General features: G+C 56.5%; 8 protein-coding genes. All 8 read right to left on the minus strand.

From position 1 onward, the window contains the following. Nucleotides 1–168: 168 nt before the first annotated feature. The 8 genes from recD to pglX all read right to left on the minus strand — a co-directional run bounded on the left by recD (nucleotide 169) and on the right by pglX (nucleotide 23,739). Entirely contained in the window at nucleotides 169–2,262 is a 2,094-nt protein-coding gene (gene recD / locus QME24_RS02555; RefSeq protein WP_064590771.1) for an exodeoxyribonuclease V subunit alpha, read from the minus strand. Continuing rightward, nucleotides 2,259–5,933, minus strand: coding sequence for an exodeoxyribonuclease V subunit beta (recB, locus tag QME24_RS02560; protein ID WP_064590773.1), 3,675 nt, complete (start codon nucleotides 5,931–5,933; stop codon nucleotides 2,259–2,261). Before recB ends, recD begins: the two co-directional genes overlap by 4 nt. Continuing rightward, on the minus strand, nucleotides 5,930–9,391 hold the full coding sequence (gene recC, locus QME24_RS02565) for an exodeoxyribonuclease V subunit gamma (RefSeq protein ID WP_064590775.1): 3,462 nt from the start codon (nucleotides 9,389–9,391) through the stop codon (nucleotides 5,930–5,932). The genes recB and recC overlap by 4 nt, the downstream gene beginning before the upstream one ends. A 663-nt stretch (nucleotides 9,392–10,054) precedes the next feature. Beyond that, the gene (locus tag QME24_RS02570) at nucleotides 10,055–12,166 is read right to left on the minus strand and encodes a DEAD/DEAH box helicase (RefSeq protein ID WP_064590777.1); all 2,112 of its coding nucleotides are present in this window, start codon (nucleotides 12,164–12,166) and stop codon (nucleotides 10,055–10,057) included. 24 nt (nucleotides 12,167–12,190) lie between these two features. Continuing rightward, nucleotides 12,191–13,510 (minus strand): BREX system ATP-binding protein BrxD, encoded by a 1,320-nt coding sequence (brxD, locus tag QME24_RS02575; RefSeq protein WP_064590779.1) that lies wholly within the window; start codon nucleotides 13,508–13,510, stop codon nucleotides 12,191–12,193. 18 nt (nucleotides 13,511–13,528) lie between these two features. Then, a complete protein-coding gene (gene pglZ, locus QME24_RS02580) occupies nucleotides 13,529–16,318 on the minus strand; it encodes a BREX-2 system phosphatase PglZ (protein WP_064590921.1) in 2,790 nt (929 codons plus the stop codon). Between the two features lie 4 nt (nucleotides 16,319–16,322). After that, on the minus strand, nucleotides 16,323–19,997 hold the full coding sequence (locus QME24_RS02585; protein ID WP_064590780.1) for a hypothetical protein: 3,675 nt from the start codon (nucleotides 19,995–19,997) through the stop codon (nucleotides 16,323–16,325). Between the two features lie 16 nt (nucleotides 19,998–20,013). After that, nucleotides 20,014–23,739 carry a BREX-2 system adenine-specific DNA-methyltransferase PglX gene (pglX, locus tag QME24_RS02590; protein WP_281690744.1) on the minus strand — a complete coding sequence of 1,242 codons (3,726 nt, stop codon included), beginning with the start codon at nucleotides 23,737–23,739 and terminating at the stop codon, nucleotides 20,014–20,016. Nucleotides 23,740–23,742: the final 3 nt, after the last annotated feature.

Raw genomic sequence — 23,742 nt, forward strand, 5'->3', positions numbered from 1 at the left:
AACCAGAGCAGAATCAATGAAAACGTACCGAGCCTTTATGCAACGTGTAGTTGCCACCGCCGGCCCGCAGGCCAATTTCACCATTACAGTTCAGGCAGTAACCTCTACCATGGCAAAGGTCACTGCCGAAGCCCAATACCCAGGTTACAAATGCCTAAATGCTCCTACTCAGGTGCGGTAAACGCTCCTCAGCCCGTCCTGCAACTGCAGCGCCAACCCGCTAGTACGCTGCACATTGCGGCTCACCGCCCCCTCGAACACCCCTGGGCTGGCCTCTATCAAGCTGAACCATTGCTTGGCCCGGGTGATGGCGGTGTACAGCAGCTCCTTAGTCAAGACCGGGTTCAGCGCATCGGGCAATACCAAGGCCGTGTGGTTGAACTCCGAACCCTGGGACTTGTGCACCGTCATGGCAAACACTGTCTCGACCTCCACCAGCCGGCTTGGCATCACGAAGCGGACTCCACCGTTGCCATCATTGCGCGGGAAGGCTACGCGCAACGCCCGCTCAGCGTTGGGACCTGGCACCCAGAGGGCGATGCCAATGTCACCGTTCATCAAGTTCAGGCTGTAGTCGTTGCGGGTGACCAGCACCGGTCGCCCCTCGTACCACCCCTGCTCGCCTGCCAGCAGTTCGCAGCGGTGCAGTTCTGCGGCAACCCGCTGGTTCAGCCCCTCAACCCCCCAAGGCCCACGGCGCAGCGCACAGAGCAGGCGGAACTCATCGAACGCGGACAATACGCTGCCAGCCCAGCTGGCCCACAGGCCACTGTCCCAGAGCGTATCACTTGCAGGGCGCAGGTCCCGTAGCTTCTCAAGGTAATGACGGTAACCCGGGGCATCGCCTTTGCCATTGATGATCACGTCAGTGAGCGCGGCATCATGCTCGCCACGCAGCTTGAGGTTGCACAACTGCGCGGAGGGCTGTTCCAGCAAGTTGCGGGCTTGAGCGACATCTTTTTCATTGACCAACTTCGCCAGGCGCCCGATCCCTTGCTGGGGATCGAAGCGCCGCGAGTAACGCAGCATGACGGTCTGCTGCGCCAGTGGGTCGCCCAGGCCGGCTGCCAGTTGCAAACCAGGCGCATTGAGCGCCTCGCCACTGTGGGTGTTCAGCCAGGCCGTCGTCTGCTCGCTGTAGCCGCCCTTTTCAGCCTCACGGCACAAGTCGCCCAACACCGAACCGGCATCCACCGACGCCAGCTGGTCCTTGTCACCCAACAGGATCAAGCGCGCCTGACGGGGCAAGGCATCCAGCAGACAGGCCATCATTTCCAGGTCGATCATCGACGCCTCGTCGACCACCAGCACATCCAATTCCAACGGCTTGTCACGCTGGTGAATGAAGTTACGCGAATCCGGTCGACTGCCGAGCAAGCGGTGCAAGGTTGAAACATCTGTCGGTATCGCCTCGCGCACCTTGGCGCTGACAGGCAATACACTTACAGCCTTGCCGATGGACTCGGACAAGCGCGCAGCCGCCTTGCCGGTGGGGGCGGCGAGGCGGATGCGCAGTGGTTTTCCTTCTTCCACCGCAGGGGCTTGCAGCAACCCCAGCAGGCGCACCACCGAGGTGGTCTTGCCCGTACCAGGACCACCAGTGATGACACTGAAATTGCCTCGCGCAGCCAGTGCGCACGCAATCTTTTGCCAGTCGCTGCAGCGTTCGCCGTTGATCTCAAAAGCATCTGGGAACAAGGCATCGAGCCGGCTGGCGAGTTTTTCCGGCGTAGCCGTGGCAATACTCAAGCGTGCGCTCAGGGCTTGGGCGATGCTGCGCTCGTAGTTCCAGTAACGACGCAAGTACAGGCGCTGTCCTGCCAATACCAACGGGCGCTCAGGGCTGAGCTGCTGCCCGTCCCGGTCCTCGACCAACGGGCTCGCGGCCAGCGCCCAGCGCCATTGTTCAACACGCAGGCCGAGCAACCATTGCGACGGTAGCTGGTTGCCCTCCTCTCCCTCAGGTGGCAACGACAACACAAAGTCTGGGGCATTCAGCGTTGCCGCCAGGTCCAGGCAGGAATGCCCGCGACCGAGTTGGTGGCTGGTCATCGCGGCGGCCAACAACACACAGGCCTGGGCCTGAGGATCTTGCTCAAGGATGAAGGTCACGAACGAGCGGTCCAACGCACGCAACCAGCCGCGGCCCACCCAGTTGTCCAGTTGCTGCAGCAGCGCAGTGTTGCTAGCCTCACCAATGAATACCGGTGCATGATCGACCGTGCGTTGACTGTTGCTGAGTTGCTTAAGGGTTTGGCTCATGCGCTGACCTCCGTGTGCTGCCCCATGAAAAGTTGGTCCAGCTGTTCTATCAGTTGCCGTGGCGGCCGCTCGAAGTGCACGCCATGGGTGAGCGCCTGATGCCCACGGATGAACAGGTACAACGCCCCGCCCATATGCTGCTCGTAGTCATAGCCTGGAAGACGCAGCTTAAGCTGACGATGCAAGGCCAGCAGGTACAGGCACAACTGCAGGTCGTAACGCTTGTCCAGCATCGTCGCGGCCATCGCCTCAGCGGCATAGGCATGGTCGTTGCTGCCCAGCCAGTTGGATTTGTAGTCCGCCACGTAGAAGCGGCCTTGGTGTTCGAACGTCAGGTCGATGAAGCCCTTAAACATGCCGTTCAACTCATTGGGGGCCAGCACAGGGCGCGGTGCACCAGCCAAGGTGTACCGGCGCACCAGCGCATCGAGGCGCTGGACGTTCACGTAGTGGCTGGAGAACCAGAACTCCATCTCGACCTGGTAGGTGCTCAGGGCCGAGAGTGTGCTCTGGGTACCGTTGAAGCGCAGCGGCGCATTCAGATAGCTGCCCAGCCAGGCGGACAATGGTTCGATCCAGTTCTCCCAGTCGCGCAGGTTGCAGCGCCGGGCCACGGTGTTGTGCAAAGCTTCGAGATCACCAGCAGCCTTGGCGAAGCCTTCCCGGCCGGCCCATTCGAACAACCCGTGCAAGAAGGTGCCCGGACCCGCCCCCCGAGGGAAACCGTGAATCCCGACCCCCACAGGCAAGCTTTCAGCGTCGCCCTCCTCCTGCAGATTGGCTTCGAGCGCGGTCGCCGGCTCAAGGCTGATAGCCGAGTCAGCTCCCATCAGCACATGACCGTCCGCAATGGCCAAGGCGGAGTAGCTGGCAATCCACCAGTTTGCCGCAAGCGTATGCACGGGACGCAAGGCCGGCCCGACACTGGGCAGAGCAGGCGCCACGTGGACACTGTCGGTTGCGGCGGGTGCGCTGCACACGGCAATGTCGTTGCAGCCGTATGCCAACGCCTCGACTACGCCAGCCAATTGGTCTGGTGCTATTGCGCCCTCGCCCGCCAGCAGGTAACCCAAACCCGCCTTGTTCAAGTCTGTCGACCTTCCTCCAGCCCTGGAGCCCTGAGGGGCAACGCAAATCCAGGTGGCATAACGGGCGCGGGTCAGGGCGACGTAGAGCAGGCGCATTTCCTCACCCATACGCTCATCGTTGGCAAACCCTTGTGCCGGCTTTGCCGAGTCCCCCTTGGCCAGCTCAATTACCAGGCCATCGTCGTCATGGAACATGGGCGGTGCCGTGCTGCGGCCATCGATCGCTCTGGCGCTACAGGCAAATGGCAACATCACCAACGGGTATTCCAGCCCCTTGGACTTGTGCACGGTAATAACCTTGATCAGGTCCGAATCGCTTTCCAGGCGCAGAATCTCTTCTTCACTCTGGCCATCTACCTGCTCGGCCAAGTGGCGGATCAGCGCATGCTCGCCATCGAGCTCGGCGGCGCTGCGCTGCAGCCACTCGGCCAAATGCAGCAGGTTGGTCAGGCGGCGCTCCCCTTGGTCTTCCAGCAGCAAGCGGGCCGGGACCTTGAAGGTGGCAAACAGCTTGCGCAGCATGGGCAGCACGCCTTGTTGCTGCCACAACGCACGAAAATCCCTGAATCGCAGGACTTGCTGCTCCCAGAACAATTCATCCTGGTTCAATAGCTCCAGCGTCTGCCATGGCAGGCCAACGCTGCGAGTCGCCAGCGCTGCGCGCAGCAAGCGGTCACTGGTGGGTTGCGCGCAGGCCCGCAGGATGTACAGCAGGTCCTGGGCCTCTTCGCTGGCAAACACCGAGTCCCTATCGGACAGGTAGACACTGGCCAGCTGCCGGTGCGCAAGCGCTTTACGAATGGCTTCGGCCTCCTTGCGATTGCGCACCAGAATGGCGATATCGGCAGGCCGCAAGGCGATGATTTCGCCATTGGCCGCCCGCAAGCCCGAACGTTCAGGGGCGGCGGGGTCGAGCCAGGCCTGAATCGCCGATGCCGATGCTTCGGCGGCCTCGCGCAGGTATGTGGCGTTATTGATCACGCCATCGGTTTGCAGTTGCCAGAAGGTCAAGGCAGGTTGGTCTTTACCCGCGATCTGCAGCACATCGTCGCGGCCATTGGCATTAACGCTGGTGAACGGCACTGGGTTGCCTTGGCCCTCTTCGGCGAACCGAAACGCACCGCGGGGGTGGCCTTCGGCGTAGCTGAAGCAGTGGTTGACCGCCTCTACCATGGCCTGGGTCGAACGGTAATTGGTACCCAGCGTGTAATGCCGGCCAACCGTGGCCTCACGCGCCTGCAGGTAGGTGTAGATATCTGCGCCACGGAAGGAATAGATCGCCTGTTTCGGGTCGCCGATCATGAACAGGCCACTGTCATCCAGGTTGTCGGGAATGCGGTAGATAGTATCGAAGATCCGGTACTGAACCGGGTCGGTGTCCTGGAATTCATCGATCAAAGCGACCGGGTACTGCTGGCGAATGGTCTCGGACAGCCGAGGGCCGGACGGCCCTTGCAAGGACTGGTCAAGGCGATTGAGCAGGTCGTCGAAACCAATTTCGGCACGGCGGCGTTTCTCTTCATCAAAACGCTCGCGCACTTCATGCAAGGCATGAAGCAGCAGTTGAGCGCGGATGTCGATTTTGGCATCTCGTTGTGCGATCCAGAGATCGATCGCCTTGAAAGCCGCATGCTCGGGCACTACGGCTTTGCCCTTCAGTTTGATACCAGACACCCCGAAAGCATGCACGTTGTGCGGTGCAGACTGCCCCCTGGCCCACTGCGCCAACGTGTTCAGAAGGCCGTTGAAGACGTCATCCCGATCGATTTTCTTGTAAGTCGTACCGCTCATGTGAGGGCGAATGCTGCGCAGCAGATCCTCAAGCTCGCCCTGATGCTCAAGCCAGAGCTTACGCGCGTTGTGCTCCAGTTCGGCGACCGTTTGGTACCACTCGCCTGGCTCCTTGAGCAATGCCTGCAACGAGCCGGGGGCTTCAAGTGGCGTTGCTTCGTATTGATAGCTGGCATCTCGGCGAGCCATCAGCACACCCAGGGCATTGCCCAAGTCTTGAGGGCTGCTGAAGCAATCACTGATCGCACGCGCCTGCTCGACAGGCAACTCATAGAAATGCCGACGCCAGTAGTCCCTGACCACCTCGGCCAGCAGTTCGCTCTGATCGGTTTCCAGTGTCTGGGTAAACAAGCTTCCACTATCGAAGGCATGTTCACGCAACATCCGATAGCACCAGCCATGGATGGTCGAGACCGCCGCTTCGTCCATCCACTCGCTCGCCAGTTGCAACCGGCGGGCGCACGCGGGCCACTGCTCAGTTGGGTATTCGGCACGCAGTTGCTGCAGAAGCTTGTCATGTTGTAGATCAGGCTCCAGAAAGCACTGCGCGGCTTCGGTCAGGCGGGCGCGAATACGGTCGCGCAGCTCCTGGGTAGCTGCGTCGGTGAACGTCACCACCAGGATCTGAGGCGGTGTCAGTGGGCCCTTGAACGCGGCTTCGCCGCCATGGCCAAGCACAAGGCGCACATAGAGCAAGGCGATGGTGAAGGTTTTGCCGGTGCCGGCACTCGCCTCGATCAAACGGCTGCCATGCAGGGGAAAGTCGAGGGGGTTGAGATTTACCGTTGTCATTGGTCGCTCCCTGCGCAGCTCGAAGTCAGGTGATTGAACAGGCCGCCATACAAACGTGTGGCCCAGAGGGGGAACTGGCCGCTAGCGCACAGTTGGTCGAAATCGACGTACGCGCGGCGCAAGGCAAACGAACTCTCAGCCTCTCCTGTGTGCTTGAAGCCACCTTCAAACGCCTCACGTGCTTTGTCGCGGGCTGTATCGCTGCCGTCCCCGCCGGCTGCAAGCCAGGCAAAGGCGCTTTTGCAAGCCACTGGCAGCGGTTCTCGCATGCCCGCCACCCAGGCGTCGAGCAGCGCGTGCAACTGTGCCTGAGCCTGTTGCACGGGCACGGGCCGGAACACCACATCCCCGTTCAAGCTGACCAGAATCGTCGTGCAGCCTTGCCCGCTCAACTGCAACGCCAGGTGCCGCAGCCAAGGGCGCACCAGGTTGTGCCAGCGCCAGCTGTCGTCGGTGCACAACTTCTTGCTGTCCAGTTGCAGATAGGCGCGCTCACCTAGGGCGTTGCGGCGAATACCGCCCAGCCAGTCACTCAACCCCGGGGTCGTCTCATCGGCGGCGATCATTGTGGCAGTCTGGCCTTCCTCGATTTCAGGCCACGCCTGCAATTGCGCGTGGTAGCGCGCCAGCATGTCCGGCATCGGTTCCACCAGGGCCGATGCGCTCAAACGGCCGAAACCGCCCAACGGCAACTTGCCTTCGCGCTGCAAACGCTGTACGTGCAGATCAAGCTCGGTCATCGTCTGCTCTGGGCAGTAATCTTCTTCGACCCAACGCTTGAGCGCTTGGCTCAGCCGATCCTGGTGCAGCCAGTTTTCAAGGCCATCGAGCTGGAAGGTTTCGTCATCGCGGCTGGTCAACTCGTCATTGTCAAAATTGACCTTGAGCCGCTGCTGGAAGAAGGCACCGACGGGATCACGCACAAACCCGGCCAGTTGCCGCAGGGTCAATGGCGTGTCTTGCGCGAGCGTTGGCAACAGCTCGACCGCCTGCTGTCCGTCTTGCGCGTCATGCACCTCACGCCACTCGTGGGAGTACGTGAACAAGCCATCAGGACCAGGCTGGTCGGCAAAATAGGCAGCGCTGAACGGTTGCAGCGGATGCTCCTGGGTCAGCGCATGCAGCAGTGAATCGGGCGTGGCCGAGCGCCAGCCGCTGGCCAGATGATCACGCAATTGGCCAATCAACACCGAAGGCACGCGCTCGCTGTTATCGCGGATGTTGCGACCTACCCAGCTCACGTACAGTTGCTCCCGGGCAGACAACAGCGCTTCGAGCAACAGGTAGCGGTCATCTTCACGCCGCGACCGATCACCGGGGCGATAGTCGTTGCGCATCAGGTCAAAATCGACGGGCGATTGCTGGCGCGGGTAATCACCATCGCTCATGCCCAGCAGGCACACCACCTTGAACGGGATCGCCCGCATCGGCATCAAGGTGCAGAAATTCACTGTACCGGCGAGGAAGCGCTGCGACAGGCCGCCCTCTTCAATGCCAGATAGCCAGGCTTCATGTATCACGCTCAACGGCAGCGCCTGCACAAACTGCGCAGCCTCGCACGTACGCAACCAGTCATCGAGCAGTTGGAGCAATTGGTTGACCAGCAGTTCCTCGGCATCGCCCACCGGGCGGAAGAACACCTTCAACAGCGATTGCAGGCGCTCGACCCAGAGCACCGGTGTGGCTGGCTGCTGCAGATCTTGGCGAGCAATTTCCAGGTGGTCGAGTAGGGTCAGCAACGGCCCGGCCAGGGCCGCTTCAAGCCCCGACACCTCATCGTAGGGCTCGATGCCATTCAGCTCCGGCCCGCGACCAGCCGCGTAGCCTAGCAGCATGCGACGCATCCCGAAGCGCCAGGTGTTCTGTTCCAGGCCTGCGGGCATGTCCAGGCTCTCACGCTGCTGCGCATCGAGCCCCCAGCGCACACCGGCACCGTCGATCCAACGCTGCAGGATCGGCACATCCGCTTCCTTGATGGCAAAACGCGCGCGCAGTGCCGGCACGTCCAGCAGGTCAAGAATATCGCTGGCGGCAAACCGGCTATGGGGCAGTTTGAGTAAGTGCTCGAGTGCAATCAGCAAAGGCTGGCGCCCACGTTGGCCCTGGTCGGCCACAGTAAAGGGCAAGTAACGCGGGTCGTGCCGTGGTACCTGGCCGAATACCGCCTCAATATGCGGGGCATATGCGTTGATGTCCGGCACCATCACGATCACATCACGCGGGCTTAGCTGGGGGTCGGCACTGAAACGCGCGAGCAACTGATCATGCAACACTTCCACTTCACGCTGCGCGCTGTGGACCACGTGAAAACGTATCGAGCGATCCTGTGCAGCATCGACAGGTCCCCAGGCTCCACGTGTTTCTGCCAGCGGGCGCAATTCAAGAATGTCGCTCTGCAACTGCCCCAGCAAGCTTGAGGGCGCAGGGTCGGTAAACAGATCGATCCGCCCTCCATTGAGGCCGTCGAACAGGTGCCGGTAGCTGCCGGGCTCATCATAGTGGTCGAGCAGGTTAATATAGTCGCGGCCTTGTTTGCCCCACGCAGCGAGCAAGGGCTGGCCGTGTTCATTCGCCGCCATGGGCGCATTGCGCAAGGGTTGACGGCGATAGCTGTGCGCCAAAAGCTCCTTATCGGCGACGATATCGCCCCAATGATGGCGACACGGGTTGTGGACGCACAGCAATACCTGGCTGTAGCGCGACAGCATGGCCAAGGCTTCGAGCACCTGCGCCGGCATCGACGAAATACCGAACACCACCACCCGCCGTGGCAATCCACTCGGCGCCTGTACGGCCTCACGCAGGTGCGCGACAAAGCGCTTGTGAACCCCCGCGCGACTATGCTCAAGCGCGCCCTCGCCAACATCCGCCAAGACTTCACGCCATAACTGAGCTTGCCAGAGATTGTCCGCATCCAGCTGCTTCACACCGCCCTTGATCGACTTGAGTTGATCCCGTCCGGCCGCCCAGTCCTCCAGCCAATCAGCGCGATAGACCTGATACTGGTCGAACAAATCTGCCAGCCGTTCGCACAGCTGATGGCGCTTGCGCTGATCGTCATCGTTTTCAAGGAACCGCTGCAGGCTGCTGAAATGAGGATTTCCCAGTAACTGAGGCAGCAAGCGCATCAGCCGCCAACTCAAAGCCGCCTTGTCCAGCGGTGAGGATTCCGGGGTCGTCTGCGCCCCCAAAACCGAGCGATATGCCTGCCACAGAAAACGTGACGGCAATTGAACATCCAAAGCCGCCGCAATACCGCACCCACCGTTGTGTGGATCCTCAGCCAATGCCAGCTTCAACCATTGCGCGATGCCGTTGCTGTGTACCAGTACAACCTCATTCTCTAGCGGTGCCAACGGGTAACGCTGCATCCAACCAACAGCCAGCTCACGTAGATCATCCAGGCGATTGCCGTGGATGATCATAAAGCCAGGCTTCAACGAGTCCGTATCCAGCATAACCGCTTCCCTCAGTTCTGAACGTTCGGCTTTTCAGTGGAGCATCAAAAAGCCATCACTGTATGCCAATAAGGGGGCGTGGTCCATGGTCTCCGCCTAACGCAGGAAGCGGTATTTGAGTACTTCGAGATCTTTGTCAAACCGTTAGGCAGGCCGCAGACACAGTAATAAGATTGAGCATTTAAGATTTGATAAAACGGCCTCTCAATGCGCCACCCGACTCAACGAACAGTATTCTAATAACTATCCTCATGCATAAATCGGTAAGTAATGGCCTTTGCAGCAAACACGCCGGATAACCTTACGGGCGTGCTTGAAGCTGTCGAGAGCATGCGTGAGGCCTTCAAGGGAGTGACTGCACTGGGAAAGTCGACTCGAAATTTGTAAAAATCAATTTTATGGATTAGGTGACTGATTATCGTATGGCGAAAGCAGCGAATTTTTAATACGGAGAATGCGTAGGCGCGCGCTCACAAAGTTATTCATAATGACCCAACATGCCATGTACACTTTCGTTTGTGCCTCTAGACGGGCTAGCTGAGGATACTGCTGCCACAGCGCTTTCTCATACTCATCCTCAACGCCACACCTCACCTATCAACTTGTATTGATCGAGCAAGACCAACTGTCCGAATGACTTCGCTAAGACGGATGATTCTCATATCAGGCGTTATCCCTTACCCTAAGAACTGCAAGTGAATTACGACAGAACTTCTGGAAGTCACTATCAACTGAGTACCGCTGTCCCAGCTCACGATCAATCTCTTTCTGGCTCAAGCACTCAGCAAATTTCAGCTCTTGTACAAAGGCCTCATCCAGCAGCACCGCCAAATCACGCGCATCACCCGCAAGAATCTCTCGAATAGCACTTACCAGCGCCTCGCCAGAACAGACGTGCCGAAAACTCAAGCACTCGTTGTCGGCGATGAGCTTATCTGCCTCATTAGCCAGCAGATCCTTCATTGCCGAATTCAGCAACTTGCCTGCGAAGTTCCACCAAATCGCATTACCATCGGCATCAAGGATCAGAGTACTTTTACCTGACTCCATCCAGCCATATTGGTCACGCAGATCGGCAAGCAGTGCCTGAGCTCTGGATGAAAGCCCCTCTGGAACAAGATCTGAAACCAACACATCTGCAATCGCACGACATAGCTCGTATCTCAGCGGCTGCGCATCGCTGACCCATTGCGACTTACCTCGCACCTCCGAAGGCTCGACAAAAGCCTTTTTCCGCGGCCAGTCGATATAGGTCGTCTGCCAGCTGCGCCCGCCAAGAGTAAGCAACGCCGGGCCATTATCACGGACAGCAAAGGTCAGTTGATGAACTTCCCCTAGCTCCTGCTTGCCCCAAAAAACCTTAACCATGGGAGGCGTCGTGAACACCGAGAAGAGCTCCATGAAGTTCTTCTCACCAAATGCCCTCTCTCCGGCCTTGCCAATCCCGATAAGCCCCTCATCAGAGTGCAATATTCCGGCCGCAAGCATGTAGCTGATAACGCCAGCACGGTCATCGGGCGTTACTCCGGCAAAACCCGGCATGCGGCACATCCACTGATCGACGTCGGCGACGATGATTCCTTTTTGCTGAAGCACCAATGCCATCGTTTGCTGGGCATAAATGTGCATTGGCCTCGCGGGCGGCTCGACAGGTTCGACATAGCCTTGCCGCCATAGTTGTAACAACGCCACAGCACGGAGAAATGCATCTTCCTTGGTAGTCAGAAACAGACAGTTTCGAGAGCTGCCCGCGCGCCGGCCGGTTCGACCAATACGCTGCAGGAACGAAGCCACCGTATACGGAGCATCGATCTGGATAACCCGATCAAGGTCGCCCACATCGATACCCAACTCCAACGTCGAAGTAGAAACGATTACGCAGTCATTGCCCTGGGAAAACGCTTCTTCAGCAGCTCTCCGCTCTTCCAAGCTCAAAGAGCTGTGGGAGATGTAGGTGGCAACACCTAGGCAACGTAACTCAACCGCAAGCTCCTCGACCTTGGAACGGCTATCCACAAAAACGAGGCGCTTCTCGCCTTTGTGCAATCTTGAAATCACAATTGCTGCGTTTTTCAGCGACCCGACCCAATCGACCTGGACGTCAGGAATCACATTATTCTCAGCAGGAGGGTTGATCACGCTCCTTCTTGCTGCACAGCTACCTGCCAGCCAGTCGCATAGAGCGTCAGGGTTACCCACGGTTGCAGAGAGCCCCAATCGCTGAATCTCTCGCCCGGCAAGAACGCTAATTCGCTCAAGGACAGACAACAAGTGCCAGCCACGGTCATCACCGGCAAAGGCATGTACCTCATCAATAATCACCGTCCGCACATTGGCAAACAGTTGTTGATGATCAACCTTGCTGGAGACCAGCATTACCTCTAGCGATTCAGGGGTTGTCAGCAGAATGTCTGGTGGCGAGGCCACAATCTTGGCCTTACGCGCAGCGCTGATGTCCCCATGCCACAGAGCAACGCTGCGCCCCAGGAGATGCCCGTAATAACTCAACCGCAGCTCAAGGTTATTGAGCAGCGCCTTGATCGGGCAGATATAGAGAACAGAAAGCCCTTCCCAGCTCTCACTGAGCATGCGTGAAAACACGGGAAAGCTTGCTGCCTCGGTTTTTCCGCCTGCCGTAGGAGCCAGTAAGATCGCGTGCTCGCCATCCAGAACGGGCTGAATAGTGGCCTCTTGCAAAGGCCGCAAACCATTCCAACCTAGAGAGTTGACGATGTGATGCTGCAAGGCTGGATGGAGCTTATCGAACTCACTCATGCAGCAAAGCTCCACTCAGGCGGATCAAAGATCGAGCTCAATATCGTCAACTGAGTTTGCCGCACTTGTGGCGCGCTCGACCGATGTCAGCTCGGTATCCGAGATGGTCAATGCGTAATGCTGCCTCGGATTGAAGTCTTCAAATTGGTCAATACGATCCAGAACCTCACCCACCAGCTTCTTAAGGAAGATCCGTGGTGCAATCCCAACTTTGCCACCCAGCTTTCCGGTGACTGCCCTTGACAGCTCAACGATGTAGTCATCGTCCGCCAGCCGAAGAATGCGGTCAGCCATAGCGCTGTTATCAGCATACAGGTTACGCACCTTGCGACCGACCTCCTCCAGTGACTCCTGACTGAAGCCACGAAGGCGGATTTGCACGGCGCGAGGATTATCGAACCGAGCATCAGTGGTGAAGTCCACAGCCAGGCGCTGGGCCAGAGGAGACAGACGTTGAACACCCATAGGGCCATCGTAGAAGGCTGGAGTACCCGTGATCACCAGATAGAGACCAGGGAATCGCCCAGAGTCTACTTCATCCATCAACTGACGCAGCGCATTCAGGCTCTTGTCGCGAACATCTCCGCGCATGCGCTGGAGGGTTTCAACCTCATCGAGCACAAGCAGCAGTCCTGGGTGCCCAGAATCTTTGAGGATGGTCAGCACACCTTGCAGGAAGCTCAACGCGCCGAAATGGTCGATGTCGCCCTTGATCATTGCATAGCGCTTAACCGCAGCAGAAATGTTCGGCTGACCTGCCATCCAAGCCAAAAGCCCGTTAGCAATCTCTTCCTCGCCTTCCAGTAGAGCTCTTCGATAGGCCCGCAAGGTAAGGGCAAACGCAGGTGCAGAGCGCACTACTTCACCCAAGCGCTTCTCCATCAGCAAATCAGTGGCATCAATCAACGCTTCTGAGTCATTGGGGTCGATGTCATGCTGGGCAAGCACATCCTCTTCCAGGGTGTAGAACCAGGCTTCGACAATATTCTGAAACGCGCCCGAGGGCATCTCCGGCGTGGTCAAACGCTCCATCAGGCGTCGGTAGACCGTCTCAAGGCGGTGCAGCGGCGTCTCAGTCTCGGAAATTTGTACCTCGGCGCAGGCAAAGCCGAGCCGATGGGCTTTCTCTCGCAGCCAGCGTGACGCAAAAGTTTTACCGCTGCCGTATTCGCCACGAATAGCCTTGAAAACAGCCCCGCCCCGACTGACCTTTTCCAGCTCTTCATCGAAGGCGCGCTCAAAGGGCAACAAACCAACAGCCAAGGCATCTAAACCATACTGCGGCACAGTTCCTCGCCGCAGAGCATCCAGAATATCCTGACGACGTTGTTGGCTAATCGACATGCCTACTACACCTTGTAGTTATTGAATTTCAAACTGCTTCTTCAGATCTGCAACGGTCAAACGCACTGTCTGGGAATCACGCTCGACTGAAAGGATTGGATAGCCATCCACATTGAGCAGTTTCTGCGCTCCTGCGAGGAACCCACGAATCCGCAGTTTCGGGATCTGTAACTCGGAACAAAGCACAGCCTCCATAACCTGCCAGCGGTGTTTCTCCATCAGCCTCAGCAACCCCTGCATTTGTTCATCACTGATCGCTGTACGGCCTGCCCTATCGCGAACCTGGCGATAAACAGGCGAACAGAGCAGCGCTCCAATCCAGTCGCTGGTGGTTGCCTGCGAGGCCTTATTACTCGCTGTGGTTAAAGGTGCTCCAAAGCCGAACATATCGTCGACAACCTCAGCCATAGCGTGCTTCTTGCCAACTACTTTCTTAGTGGGTGCATCGGCAGGCACACTGAACTGATCAGCCGCGCTCGGCGCCTCTCCCTGAATGGAATTTGTCGAATGCCACCAGGCTGGTAGGCGACGAGGCACCTCCCGCCAACCATCCATCGCCTGTCGCGTGGCGGCATTGATGTAAACCCCAAGCGGGATTACCACCTCCTGGAGTGAACCGCCACCATGGTAACCATGACTCTTGCTTCGGATATAGCGCAATCGTTCTGACCAGGGCAGGATTACCTGCTTATTGGTGGTCACGACACGCTCACCAGACAACAGGACTTCCAGCTCAGATGGAGCAATGCCAGGTGCAACTGGGTGATAGCGCTCGCCGTTTTCGGCGGCCGACTGCTGGTAAACCGAATCATGATCGAGCACGTGGCCGTGATCACTGGTAATGATCACCACACGTCCAGCCTCGCGAGCGGCCTCCATCACATGGCGCAGCAAGGCCACGGTTTCAAACGACCAGTCGACCTTTACTTGTGAGCTACTGGACAGCTGATCATCGATGGCATTGATCACCACCGCCAGAATTCGGTGCTCTGTACCCGCGATCACCCCTCGAACGCTACTTTGCAAACTGCCCGATCCAGACTGGGACAAATCCTGCTTATGGAACACTTGCGGTGGGAACTTGGTGGAAGCCAGTTTTTTCAGTTGCGGATGACTACTGAAAGCCTTCTTCTCGTCGTTGGCATTGCCTTCACACAGCGCCCCAGACAGTAGCGAACAACGGCTGACCTGAGTCACCGTGGGCAAGGCTGCAACCAGGCATGCATCGCCCTGTACGCCAGCAGGCTGTAGCTCCAACCAATGATTACGGGTGAGGTCTGCACTCAACTGCCGGTAGACGGCTTCGCTCATCCCATCCAGCACAAGCAAAAGCACTTGTCCCTGCTCAGCCAATGGTGCAACAAGATCATCCAGGGCGCGCTCGACGGGAATGAGTCGAGCAGGCAGATGATCACCACGAGCAATGCTTGCCAGCTGATGTCCAAATGCCTGGTTTTGCTGCTCCCTGTAACGCCCGACTTGCTTTGAGAGCTTCAGGTAAACCGCACTCAGGGACTCCTCAGCATCTCCCGCCCAAATCGCGGTTCGTGCCCAATCACAAAAACCACCGTGCTCGATGTAATCACCGATCAGGCTAACTACTGTCCCGTCCATGTTCGGCGCCAGCTTGAGCCAACGCAGCAGTCGCATGGCCATATTGGCCCGAGCAACCGTCTCGCTGTAGCGGTCCAAACCAGCCAGACGGTGCCCCTCTATCAGCAGCAGAGCGGACTCCGCAGGCATGGAGTCGCCACCATTCAGAGCTTGATCCAAAGCGGTGGCAAAAGTGCTAAAGCGAGCATGTAGACCGCAAGGTAACAGAGCAGAATGCTCGGCGGCAGCCTGCATATCTAAGCTCGCAAGAATCTGCTCTGCTTTCGACAAAAAACGCGCATAGCTAGGAAAACCGAGAGCACCTACCCATTGCCGGACCAGAGCAACTGCAATCTCGCCCAGTGGCTGCAGGGCTCGGAATTCGATCTTCTTCCCACCCAAAAAGCGCTCACGGAAGATCCCTCGACTGATATGCAACTGGCTTAAATCAAGCTCGGACAAGCGTTCAATGTCCGAGGAAAACAACACGGAGCACGCCAAGGCGACGGGGAGCAGATCACTCCCCTGATCATTCAGAAGCAGCGTCGATACCACATCATGAGTGTCGGGCAGGCCGCGGGCCAACCAATCTCCGAGGTTGTCTCGAATATCGCCTGGCAGAGCCGTAATCAGCGCACTCACATCACCCTTAGTGCTCCAACTCAATACCGACTGCAGATCCAACGTGGCTTCTTGGTAGTTCAGATTAGACATGGCGATAGCGCGCCAGGCCGTCTCCTCATCCAGAATCTCGCCGAAGCTGATTTTCCCCTGATAACGGTCAACACCATTGAGCATCGCCTCAGCTACCCAACGGCCATGTTTGCGCGTTAGACGAGGATCAATGTCCCTGACACGAATTAGTTGCTGCAGGGTCTTCCAAGGGCTTATCCGCTGCGGCTCGTTGCGCCAGATTCTCGCCAGCACGTCCATAGCCAGATCCGTCTCGGCAAAGCCCGACAGCAGCACAAGACGCTCTGAGGTGTCGTTTCGCTCCTGGAAATGCTTGACCAAGGCCTCACGCATCGCCAGCTCAGACACGCAGTAGACGGCCCTGACTCTTCGCCCTTCGACCACTTGCTCTACAGCCAAAGCAGTTAATGGGTTGTGCCACACTAATGCCACACAGTCAGCCTCAGCATCACGCTGAAAAACTGCCTGCAGTTGGGTCACCACCGGCATCGGCAATGTCGCGCTCGCCTGCATGATCAACATCACCTCAATCCTCGACACCATCCGTGCGCACAATGCTGTAACTCACATCCAGCACATAGCCGCCCTGCAATTTACTCTCAATCTCGGCGAACAAACTGCGCGCCTGCTTGCTGGTCAAGCCACTCTGCTGAACCTGCTCCAGCACCTTTCTGCCGCCGGCACCCTTACTACCGGTATCGGCAGGCGGCACATCCGGTGTGGTCGGCGGTATGACGTTGCGCGTCAGCTGCGACGTGGCATCAGCCTGCGCCTGGCGAAGTACTTGTGCCAACGCTGTAACCAACTCATCGGCGGCCAGTGCGGCACTGACACGTTGCTTAATCTGCAGCGCCTCAGCAGCCCCCGACTGCCACACGGTTTCCAGCAGTTGCCAGTTATTGTCCTGGATTGCCTGGGTCACGCTCGCAGCACTAACGATACTTTTGGCGAGAGCCATCGAGTTTGTGGGAGGCTGTATATCTGCCAGCGCAGCGATCAGCTCTGCCCCCTGCTTGCCCTGTAAGGTCTGCAACAAACTCACGGCATACTCAGCATTGCGCAGACGATTACATTGCGTCGCTTGGCTAACCCGGCTCAATGCGCTTCTGAGTTCAGTAACCAGTTCCTCGCAATGCCCAAATTGACGCTTAACCTCATCCTGCACATCTTTTTCCAGTGCATTCTGATGGTTGGCGGTGCGCAGCTTGTTAGGCGTCATGCCGAATATGGCAGAGGCGTTATCTACGCCAAGCTTCCAGATGTTTGGCTCAGCTAGATCCTGCTTGGTCAGCAGCAGGTTATCGGGCATGTCCTTGAGCGTCGGCTCATAATCCTGGCCATGCAGTGAGAAGGCATACTGGCCATGCTCGGCAAACACCATGATCAGCAGGTTCTGCACAATGTCTGGCAGACCTTTTGGTGTCGGCTGATCAATGGCCGATCTTAGTCGCTTCACCGTCACTGGATCCCCGGCGTACTCATCCTTAGCCAGCTCACGAGTCATGTGCCTTGACCAGTCATCTTTGAAAATGAAATGCCGCTCATGCATTTCACCCAGCTTCAATGGCTGAGCAATGGAACGCATGATCGAGCGCAACTGCGTATCGATATCGATGCGGCCATTACTGGCATGCACAGCCCGACGCAACTGCTCCATCACCTTCCCAAGGTCAGGGAGCCTGACCTCACCATCGAACTCAGGATGATCCGGATACTGGAAGCTCAGAGCCTGGTAAAGCAGGTGCTCGAAGGCCGCTCGCAAGTTACTACCGACCGGCAGCTGCGGAGTAAATCCAGGCTCTAGCGAATAGACCTGGCTCTCCAGTTGGACCGAATCATCCAACGAACCCGGCAGCGGCTGCGCAGCACCGAATGCGCCCATCAGATAATCACGGATACGCTGGCGCAACTGGCTACGCTGGTTATCGAGAAGCGTACGTGCCTGGCCCCTCTCAATAGGACTCAGATGCTTACTGAAGGAAGCGAAGCGATCATCGCTTTTCAGTACGTGTTCTAGGGTCACCAAGGTTCCCAGATCGCGCTGGGCCGACTGGCTGAAGAAATACGGCAACCAGCACAGGGTCTGTGTCGCATTACCAGTGGCTTCGTACTCCTGGATGCGTGCCCTATCGCTCGCGGGAGAGTGATTGCCCTGGTCAAATGGAAAGTCGACCAGCACCTTCCAATCATCACCACGCGCCTCAAAGGTGGTGAAGTCTGAAATCTCGCGAATGTTCTGGAACATAACCTCAACGGTACGACGAGTGCCGCGCCAGACGAAGGGATGTTCGATAAACAGCTGGTTGTCATCCTGAACACTGAACGCTTCGAACAGCAAATCCTTGATCAGCTTGCGACGCGCTCCGTCGTTGTCGTGGATCTTCGCCTGCTCAAGAATGCTTTCTGTATCCACGCCTGAAAGCTGAATCGCGATGACAGGGTTGGAGTCATCACTGATCTTGATCTCACCGACACGCCCCGCCCATTTTCGGCACTTCTGCAATACCGTCTGCGCTTCACGCCCAGGGATCGGTGATTTGATGGTGCCGTGGTTCAACGCAGCGAGCTTGTTGGCTGTGAGCTGCTTGAAGCACTCCACCTCAGGAACCAGCGCCGACAGCAACAACGTTTTGATCAGGCGCATGTCATTGGTAAATGCACGACGGCCGAGGTCATTGACCGGCAGCGCGAGCAACTGGTCCAGCTTGAGGTTGTGCTCCTCCTCCAACAATGGCACCAACTTGCGCTCGAACAGATGGCGAGCATTGTCGAAATGCATGCGCATCACTTCCGAGAACGGCTCAGCCTCGGAGGCAATCACGTCATACAAATCACCGACCGGTATGCATCCACCCAACTCCAGGGTTTCGCGCTGATCGACCAACAGCATCAGCATAACCTTGAGCGCAGTACGCTCGCGCTGAAGAGCGGAAGAAAGCGCCACCAGCGCCTGCACTAGAGCAGGACTGAAGGGATACAGCGAGCGGAACATCTCGCGGTCACCCTTGTTGGTTAGCAGGATTTCCTGCACCTCGCTGCGCAAACCGGCATCCATGGCCGCAAAGGCACTGTCGATTTCCGCCTTGGCAGCCGCATTGATCGGCTTGAGCAAGCGACGCTCGGCAATCACTGGCAGGTTGCGGTCTTCCAGAGTGATGGTGTGGAAACGACCATCCCAGTACTTAAGCGAGTCACTCAGTGCTTGCTGCTCCGCGCCGTTGTACTGATCTCCAACGAACTCACGCAGATCACGCTGACGGGCAATAAAGCTGGCCATGGGCAACGCACGCTGCTCACTGGCTTCAACCAGCTTCACCACTTTCTGAATGTTGTTGGCGATAAAGCGCTGGTCAGATAGGTGACTGGCCAGCCAGAGGATCAGCTCATCGAGGAACAAGATAATCGCGTCGTACCCGAGCGCTTTGGCATGCTCCGTCATGATGCGCAGACCTTCATCGAAATCGACGTAGCCGCCGTACTCGCTGTTGGCCATATCCGCCATGGAGCTGTAAAAGGTGCCGATCAGATCTCCAACCAAGCGAGCCTTATCGTCAGCACCGGCTTGGTCATTGAGCACTGCATCGAAACTGGCTGCATCCCAACCGGTCGAGAGATCTCCCCAGCCGTCGTCCTCTGCCGCTCCTGCCCCTTTATTCAGCGTGGCAAAGAAATTCTCATCGCCCATATTGCTGCGCAGTTGTCGCGCATCACGGAACAACCGGTCACTCATGTAGAAGCCGGGTACCGGTGCATCTGGATGACGGTGCTTGATATGCCGCGCGTAGCCACCCAGCACACCCGCCTCAATGCTGGCGGCACCGATCATGTGGTAGGGCACCAGCAGGATATTGGTTTGCTGCAGCCACTCATCATGCTTGGCTACAGCCGGCGCCAGCTCGTTGATCGCCCGGGCTTGGGGATTGCCCTGCAACAGCAGGTGCAGCACCGCCATAAAGTGCGACTTACCACTACCGAAGCTGCCGTGAAGGTACGCGCCTTTCTGACGGTTCTGATTGCGCTCTACGGTGCTCTTGATAAAGCTCAAGGCATCCTCGAACGACAGCCGCAGCTGCGGTGTCACCACATACTGCTCCAGCGTTTGACTGATAGCTGCATCAGCCAAACCACTGGACAGGTTAAGAACGAAATCACCCCGTTGAACCTTTTCTGGGATCTCGATCAGCTCTTTAATCAATGTCATGCGTCAAACCCCAGAATCAGTTCTGCTCGGCCACTTTCTTTTTTCGACCGCCACGCTTTCCAGCTACAGCTGCCGGCTGCCAACTCAAAAGGTCGGCTCGAGTAATTTCCAGATTGCGCAGTTCTTCGAGAAGGAAGCCCTCGTAGTAATCCCCCATGCGCTCGCCGAACTCTGGATCCACCTCGTTGTGCCACTGCTTCAACCAGGGGATCAACTCATCCAGCGCCACTAGCATGGGCTTCAGTCGCTCAGCTTCCCAACCCTCGCTTTCTTTGCGATCCAGATACCAAGCTGCAATGGCCTGAGCACGCTGCAAGTGGTTCAAGCCGGCCCAACCGATGACAAGCGTGGTATCGCCGTCTTTTTCACAGCCAGGTAATGAGAAGAAGCGCTCTTTAGGGACATCCAGTTTGCCGCGCAGCGGCCAATAACTGGGCTTACGGAAATCAGTGGACTTGTATTGCGGGGGCAACGGGACGGTGCCCACTCGCTCAGTCTTCTCTAGCTTTGCTTGAGCTAAAGCCAGGTCGTATTTAGCTTTCTCTTCAGAAATCAGGGCGTCTTCCTCAGGCAGCGGCTGATCAACTCCATATTTAACATCAATCGCATCCTCCAGACGTTGCTTCTCCCATACCTCCTGCCATGCCCTGAACTTATCCATTGCGACTGTTTTCAAACGAACCGCAGCCATTTGCGGCACATGCTCAGCATCTACTAAATCAGCGACAATCGATTGCAGATCAAAAAATTCGCCATAGCAAAAATCAGCAACACGACCCGCATTTTCGTCAGCCCGGATGACATCAGCCAATTGAGCGCACGTTTTTAGTTCACTCAATTTACAAGAATGCTCAAGTCGCTTCAGCATCCAATTTTTGCATGCCGTTTTTATTTCATCATTTTTCGCCACATGATTAAATAATCCTTGACGACCAATCCAGCGCCGCTTGTAATGCGAATCCTCGACAACACGAACCCACTGATTTGTATGGATGGCATCTATCCGTTGCCTCCATTTGCCTTGCATCTCTTCTGGCCAATTATGGGGAATACTATCTGGAACGGAAAAGCCTTCCTCACTTACCCCTGCGAGTATCTCAAAAGGCCTCTCACCAGCTTTAATATCAGAATCAAACCAAGCCTGAACATCAGCCAACAGTGAGTAGTCGCATAGCCCATAGGCATAATAAGAGCACCAGTCCAACTCCTCCTGTATAAGGACAAGCCTACTATTGAGCTTATTCCTCTCTGCCTGTGCATCAAGCCAGGAATGTTCAAGGTCAAGCCCCTGCTCAAGCGCCCGAGCTAAAACTTGATCCGCAGAAAGCTGCAAAATTCGGTTTGCCGCTTCATCTGCCTGGGCAGCCAGGCTAGAAACAGTCCTTCTAAATTCGGGCCTCTCAAATATTTCAGGTATAGGCAGCTTCTTTAAAGACGTGCTGGAGAACTGATAAGGAACCTTGGCCCTTGACTCAACACGAACACCATCACCGCCAGTCATCTGCTTCTGCTGGCTCACCTGCTTCATCCAGAAACATACCAAAGAGCTATTGAGGATACCCAGCAGAGAATAGTAGTCGTCCTTAACTGCTTTTTTACCAAGAGTAATTAAGGGTGACGTCTGCTGATAGACTTTACGACACTGACTTAGATAGAAGTGATTATGACTTGCAACCTCGGGATATGAGAGCGCCAAGTCAAATGAATAGTTATCCCTTGAAATATGACCATACTCACACCAATCTAAACCACGCTCAGCCTGACTCTTACGGAACCAAACCCTGTTATTGAGATTAGTCCTGATCGGCCAAAGAAAACTCCTAATAGAAGAGGGCACAGCCACCTTCAGATCTTCTCCACTATATGGGAATATGGCCAAATTCTTAGAGAAATCTGCCCAATCACGAATGGCGTCCGCATCCACCATCGTAACAAACTCAGCCTGATCTCCAACGAGACGCTCAATGACATGCTTTGAAAAGGAAAAAGCTTCATCTTCAAGTGTAACAGCTGCAATCCCAATATTGTTAGCGACTACACTTAAGCGCTGACTGTGTGTTTCATCAAGTAGCGCCTTTAGCTCACCAGCACCACCACCACCAATACTCCATGGATGCACACAAAACAAAGACCTATCAAGATCAGCCACACTGACATAATCATTTTCTCGGCCTGGCGTATTTACCATATCGGTAATAGAACACCACACCTCACCTTGGGACGCATCAACCGGGGTAGCAGGCTCACCTCTCTTACCCATAACCGCACGTACATGCTCAGCGCCAGGGGCACGATTGCGCGCGAAAAGAATTACAGTTGGCGTACCATGACCCGGTATGTAAGCACCGGCACTATCAATAACGTGCGTCACATCCTTCCGGTGCAGGTATTTTTCGACCAGCTCTCGACCAAACAATCTCTTCATGAAGCTATTGGCAGTTATCATTCCCACGAAGCCAGCAGGTCGACTACCTTCCGCAATAACTGTCAAATCAAAAAAACGCTCCGTAAACGGAACACCTAATGAGTACTTGCCTTTACAAGTTCGATATCTATCTCGATAAGCCTGATTCAAAGATTTATCGCGAACGACAATATAAGGTGGATTACCCACTACAACGTGGTAACGCTGCCCGAGAATTTTTTCGAGTCTCGCGGGATCTTCCACCTCATAAACGTGCTGATTTCCCTCATCCAACAATCCACCCTGGATACCCTGCCCCTGCCACTCAAATCGACGACCATGCAACAGTGAATCACCACACGCCAGATTGAAATGAAAGCTGGGCGCACCCTTCATCTTGCTGCTACCTGAAGCCTTCATGGCAGCCATCAGCAGACGGAAACGACAAATGGCAATGGCATAAGGGTTGATATCGGTGCCATGCACCACATCCAGTGAGCGCTGTGCCAGCTCACGGGTATTAGTTCCTGGCTCGCGCTTCAACCACTGATTGAACACCCGCTCGAAGGTCGTCAGCAAAAAGTGCCCTGAACCGCATGTAGGATCGATTAGGCGCAACCCCGATAGACCGAAAGTCTGAATCGCCGGCTCCAGGGTGTAATCGAGAATAAAGCTCTCAACAAATTCCGGAGTTTGCAGTAGCGCATAACGCTTGCGCACAGATTCAGAGAGATCCTGATAGAGGTCGCCAAGGAAGCGAGTATCCCATTCCCGGTCGGTAAAGTCGTGGAGGATCTCACCGCTGTCTGCATCGATCTTCTGGAAGAAATCGATCAGACGTTTGGCACCATCAGCCGAAACCGGAATCTGCCAGAGGGGGTTATGGCGATGATCCAAGAGCTCCGCGATCACCGGATATTTTTCCAGTTCCGCGAATAGATCCAGCAGGTAGTGACGCTCTTCAAAGGTCGGGTTCTCGTTGAAGTAAGCCACCATGCGCTCTTTAGCCTGCTGCAAGGCATTTCGCCCCTGCGCATCACTTACCGGGCCAGCCAACACTGGCTCGTTCAGTAAGCCGTTGTCTTCAAGAAAACGCACAAACACACAGCTCAATACCCAGGCCACTGCAGCCTGGGTTATTTGCGCTTCGCGCCAGGAAACGAAGTGCTCGGCGGTGCGTTCGGCCTCAACTGCCGCGCGATATTGGCTCTGTAAATGCTCACTGAGCTCCGCGTTGGACTCGCTGTAGGCGAGGATGTCCTTCTCAATATGCGGTAACAGGGACTGCAGGTTTTTCAGAAGATCGGCACGGTTAATCACAGGTAAATCCTTATGCATGTG

Origin of the sequence: Pseudomonas sp. PARCl1, assembly GCF_947311875.1 — a bacterium.
GTDB lineage: Bacteria > Pseudomonadota > Gammaproteobacteria > Pseudomonadales > Pseudomonadaceae > Aquipseudomonas > Aquipseudomonas juntendi.

What these genes read in the sequence shown, in the direction of transcription:
- recD (WP_064590771.1), bottom strand. Translation starts at nt 2,262, where the DNA reads ATGAGCCAAACCCTTAAGCAACTCAGCAACAGTCAACGCACGGTCGAT.
- recB (WP_064590773.1), bottom strand. Translation starts at nt 5,933, where the DNA reads ATGACAACGGTAAATCTCAACCCCCTCGACTTTCCCCTGCATGGCAGC.
- recC (WP_064590775.1), bottom strand. Translation starts at nt 9,391, where the DNA reads ATGCTGGATACGGACTCGTTGAAGCCTGGCTTTATGATCATCCACGGC.
- QME24_RS02570 (WP_064590777.1), bottom strand. Translation starts at nt 12,166, where the DNA reads ATGAGTGAGTTCGATAAGCTCCATCCAGCCTTGCAGCATCACATCGTC.
- brxD (WP_064590779.1), bottom strand. Translation starts at nt 13,510, where the DNA reads ATGTCGATTAGCCAACAACGTCGTCAGGATATTCTGGATGCTCTGCGG.
- pglZ (WP_064590921.1), bottom strand. Translation starts at nt 16,318, where the DNA reads ATGTTGATCATGCAGGCGAGCGCGACATTGCCGATGCCGGTGGTGACC.
- QME24_RS02585 (WP_064590780.1), bottom strand. Translation starts at nt 19,997, where the DNA reads ATGACATTGATTAAAGAGCTGATCGAGATCCCAGAAAAGGTTCAACGG.
- pglX (WP_281690744.1), bottom strand. Translation starts at nt 23,739, where the DNA reads ATGCATAAGGATTTACCTGTGATTAACCGTGCCGATCTTCTGAAAAAC.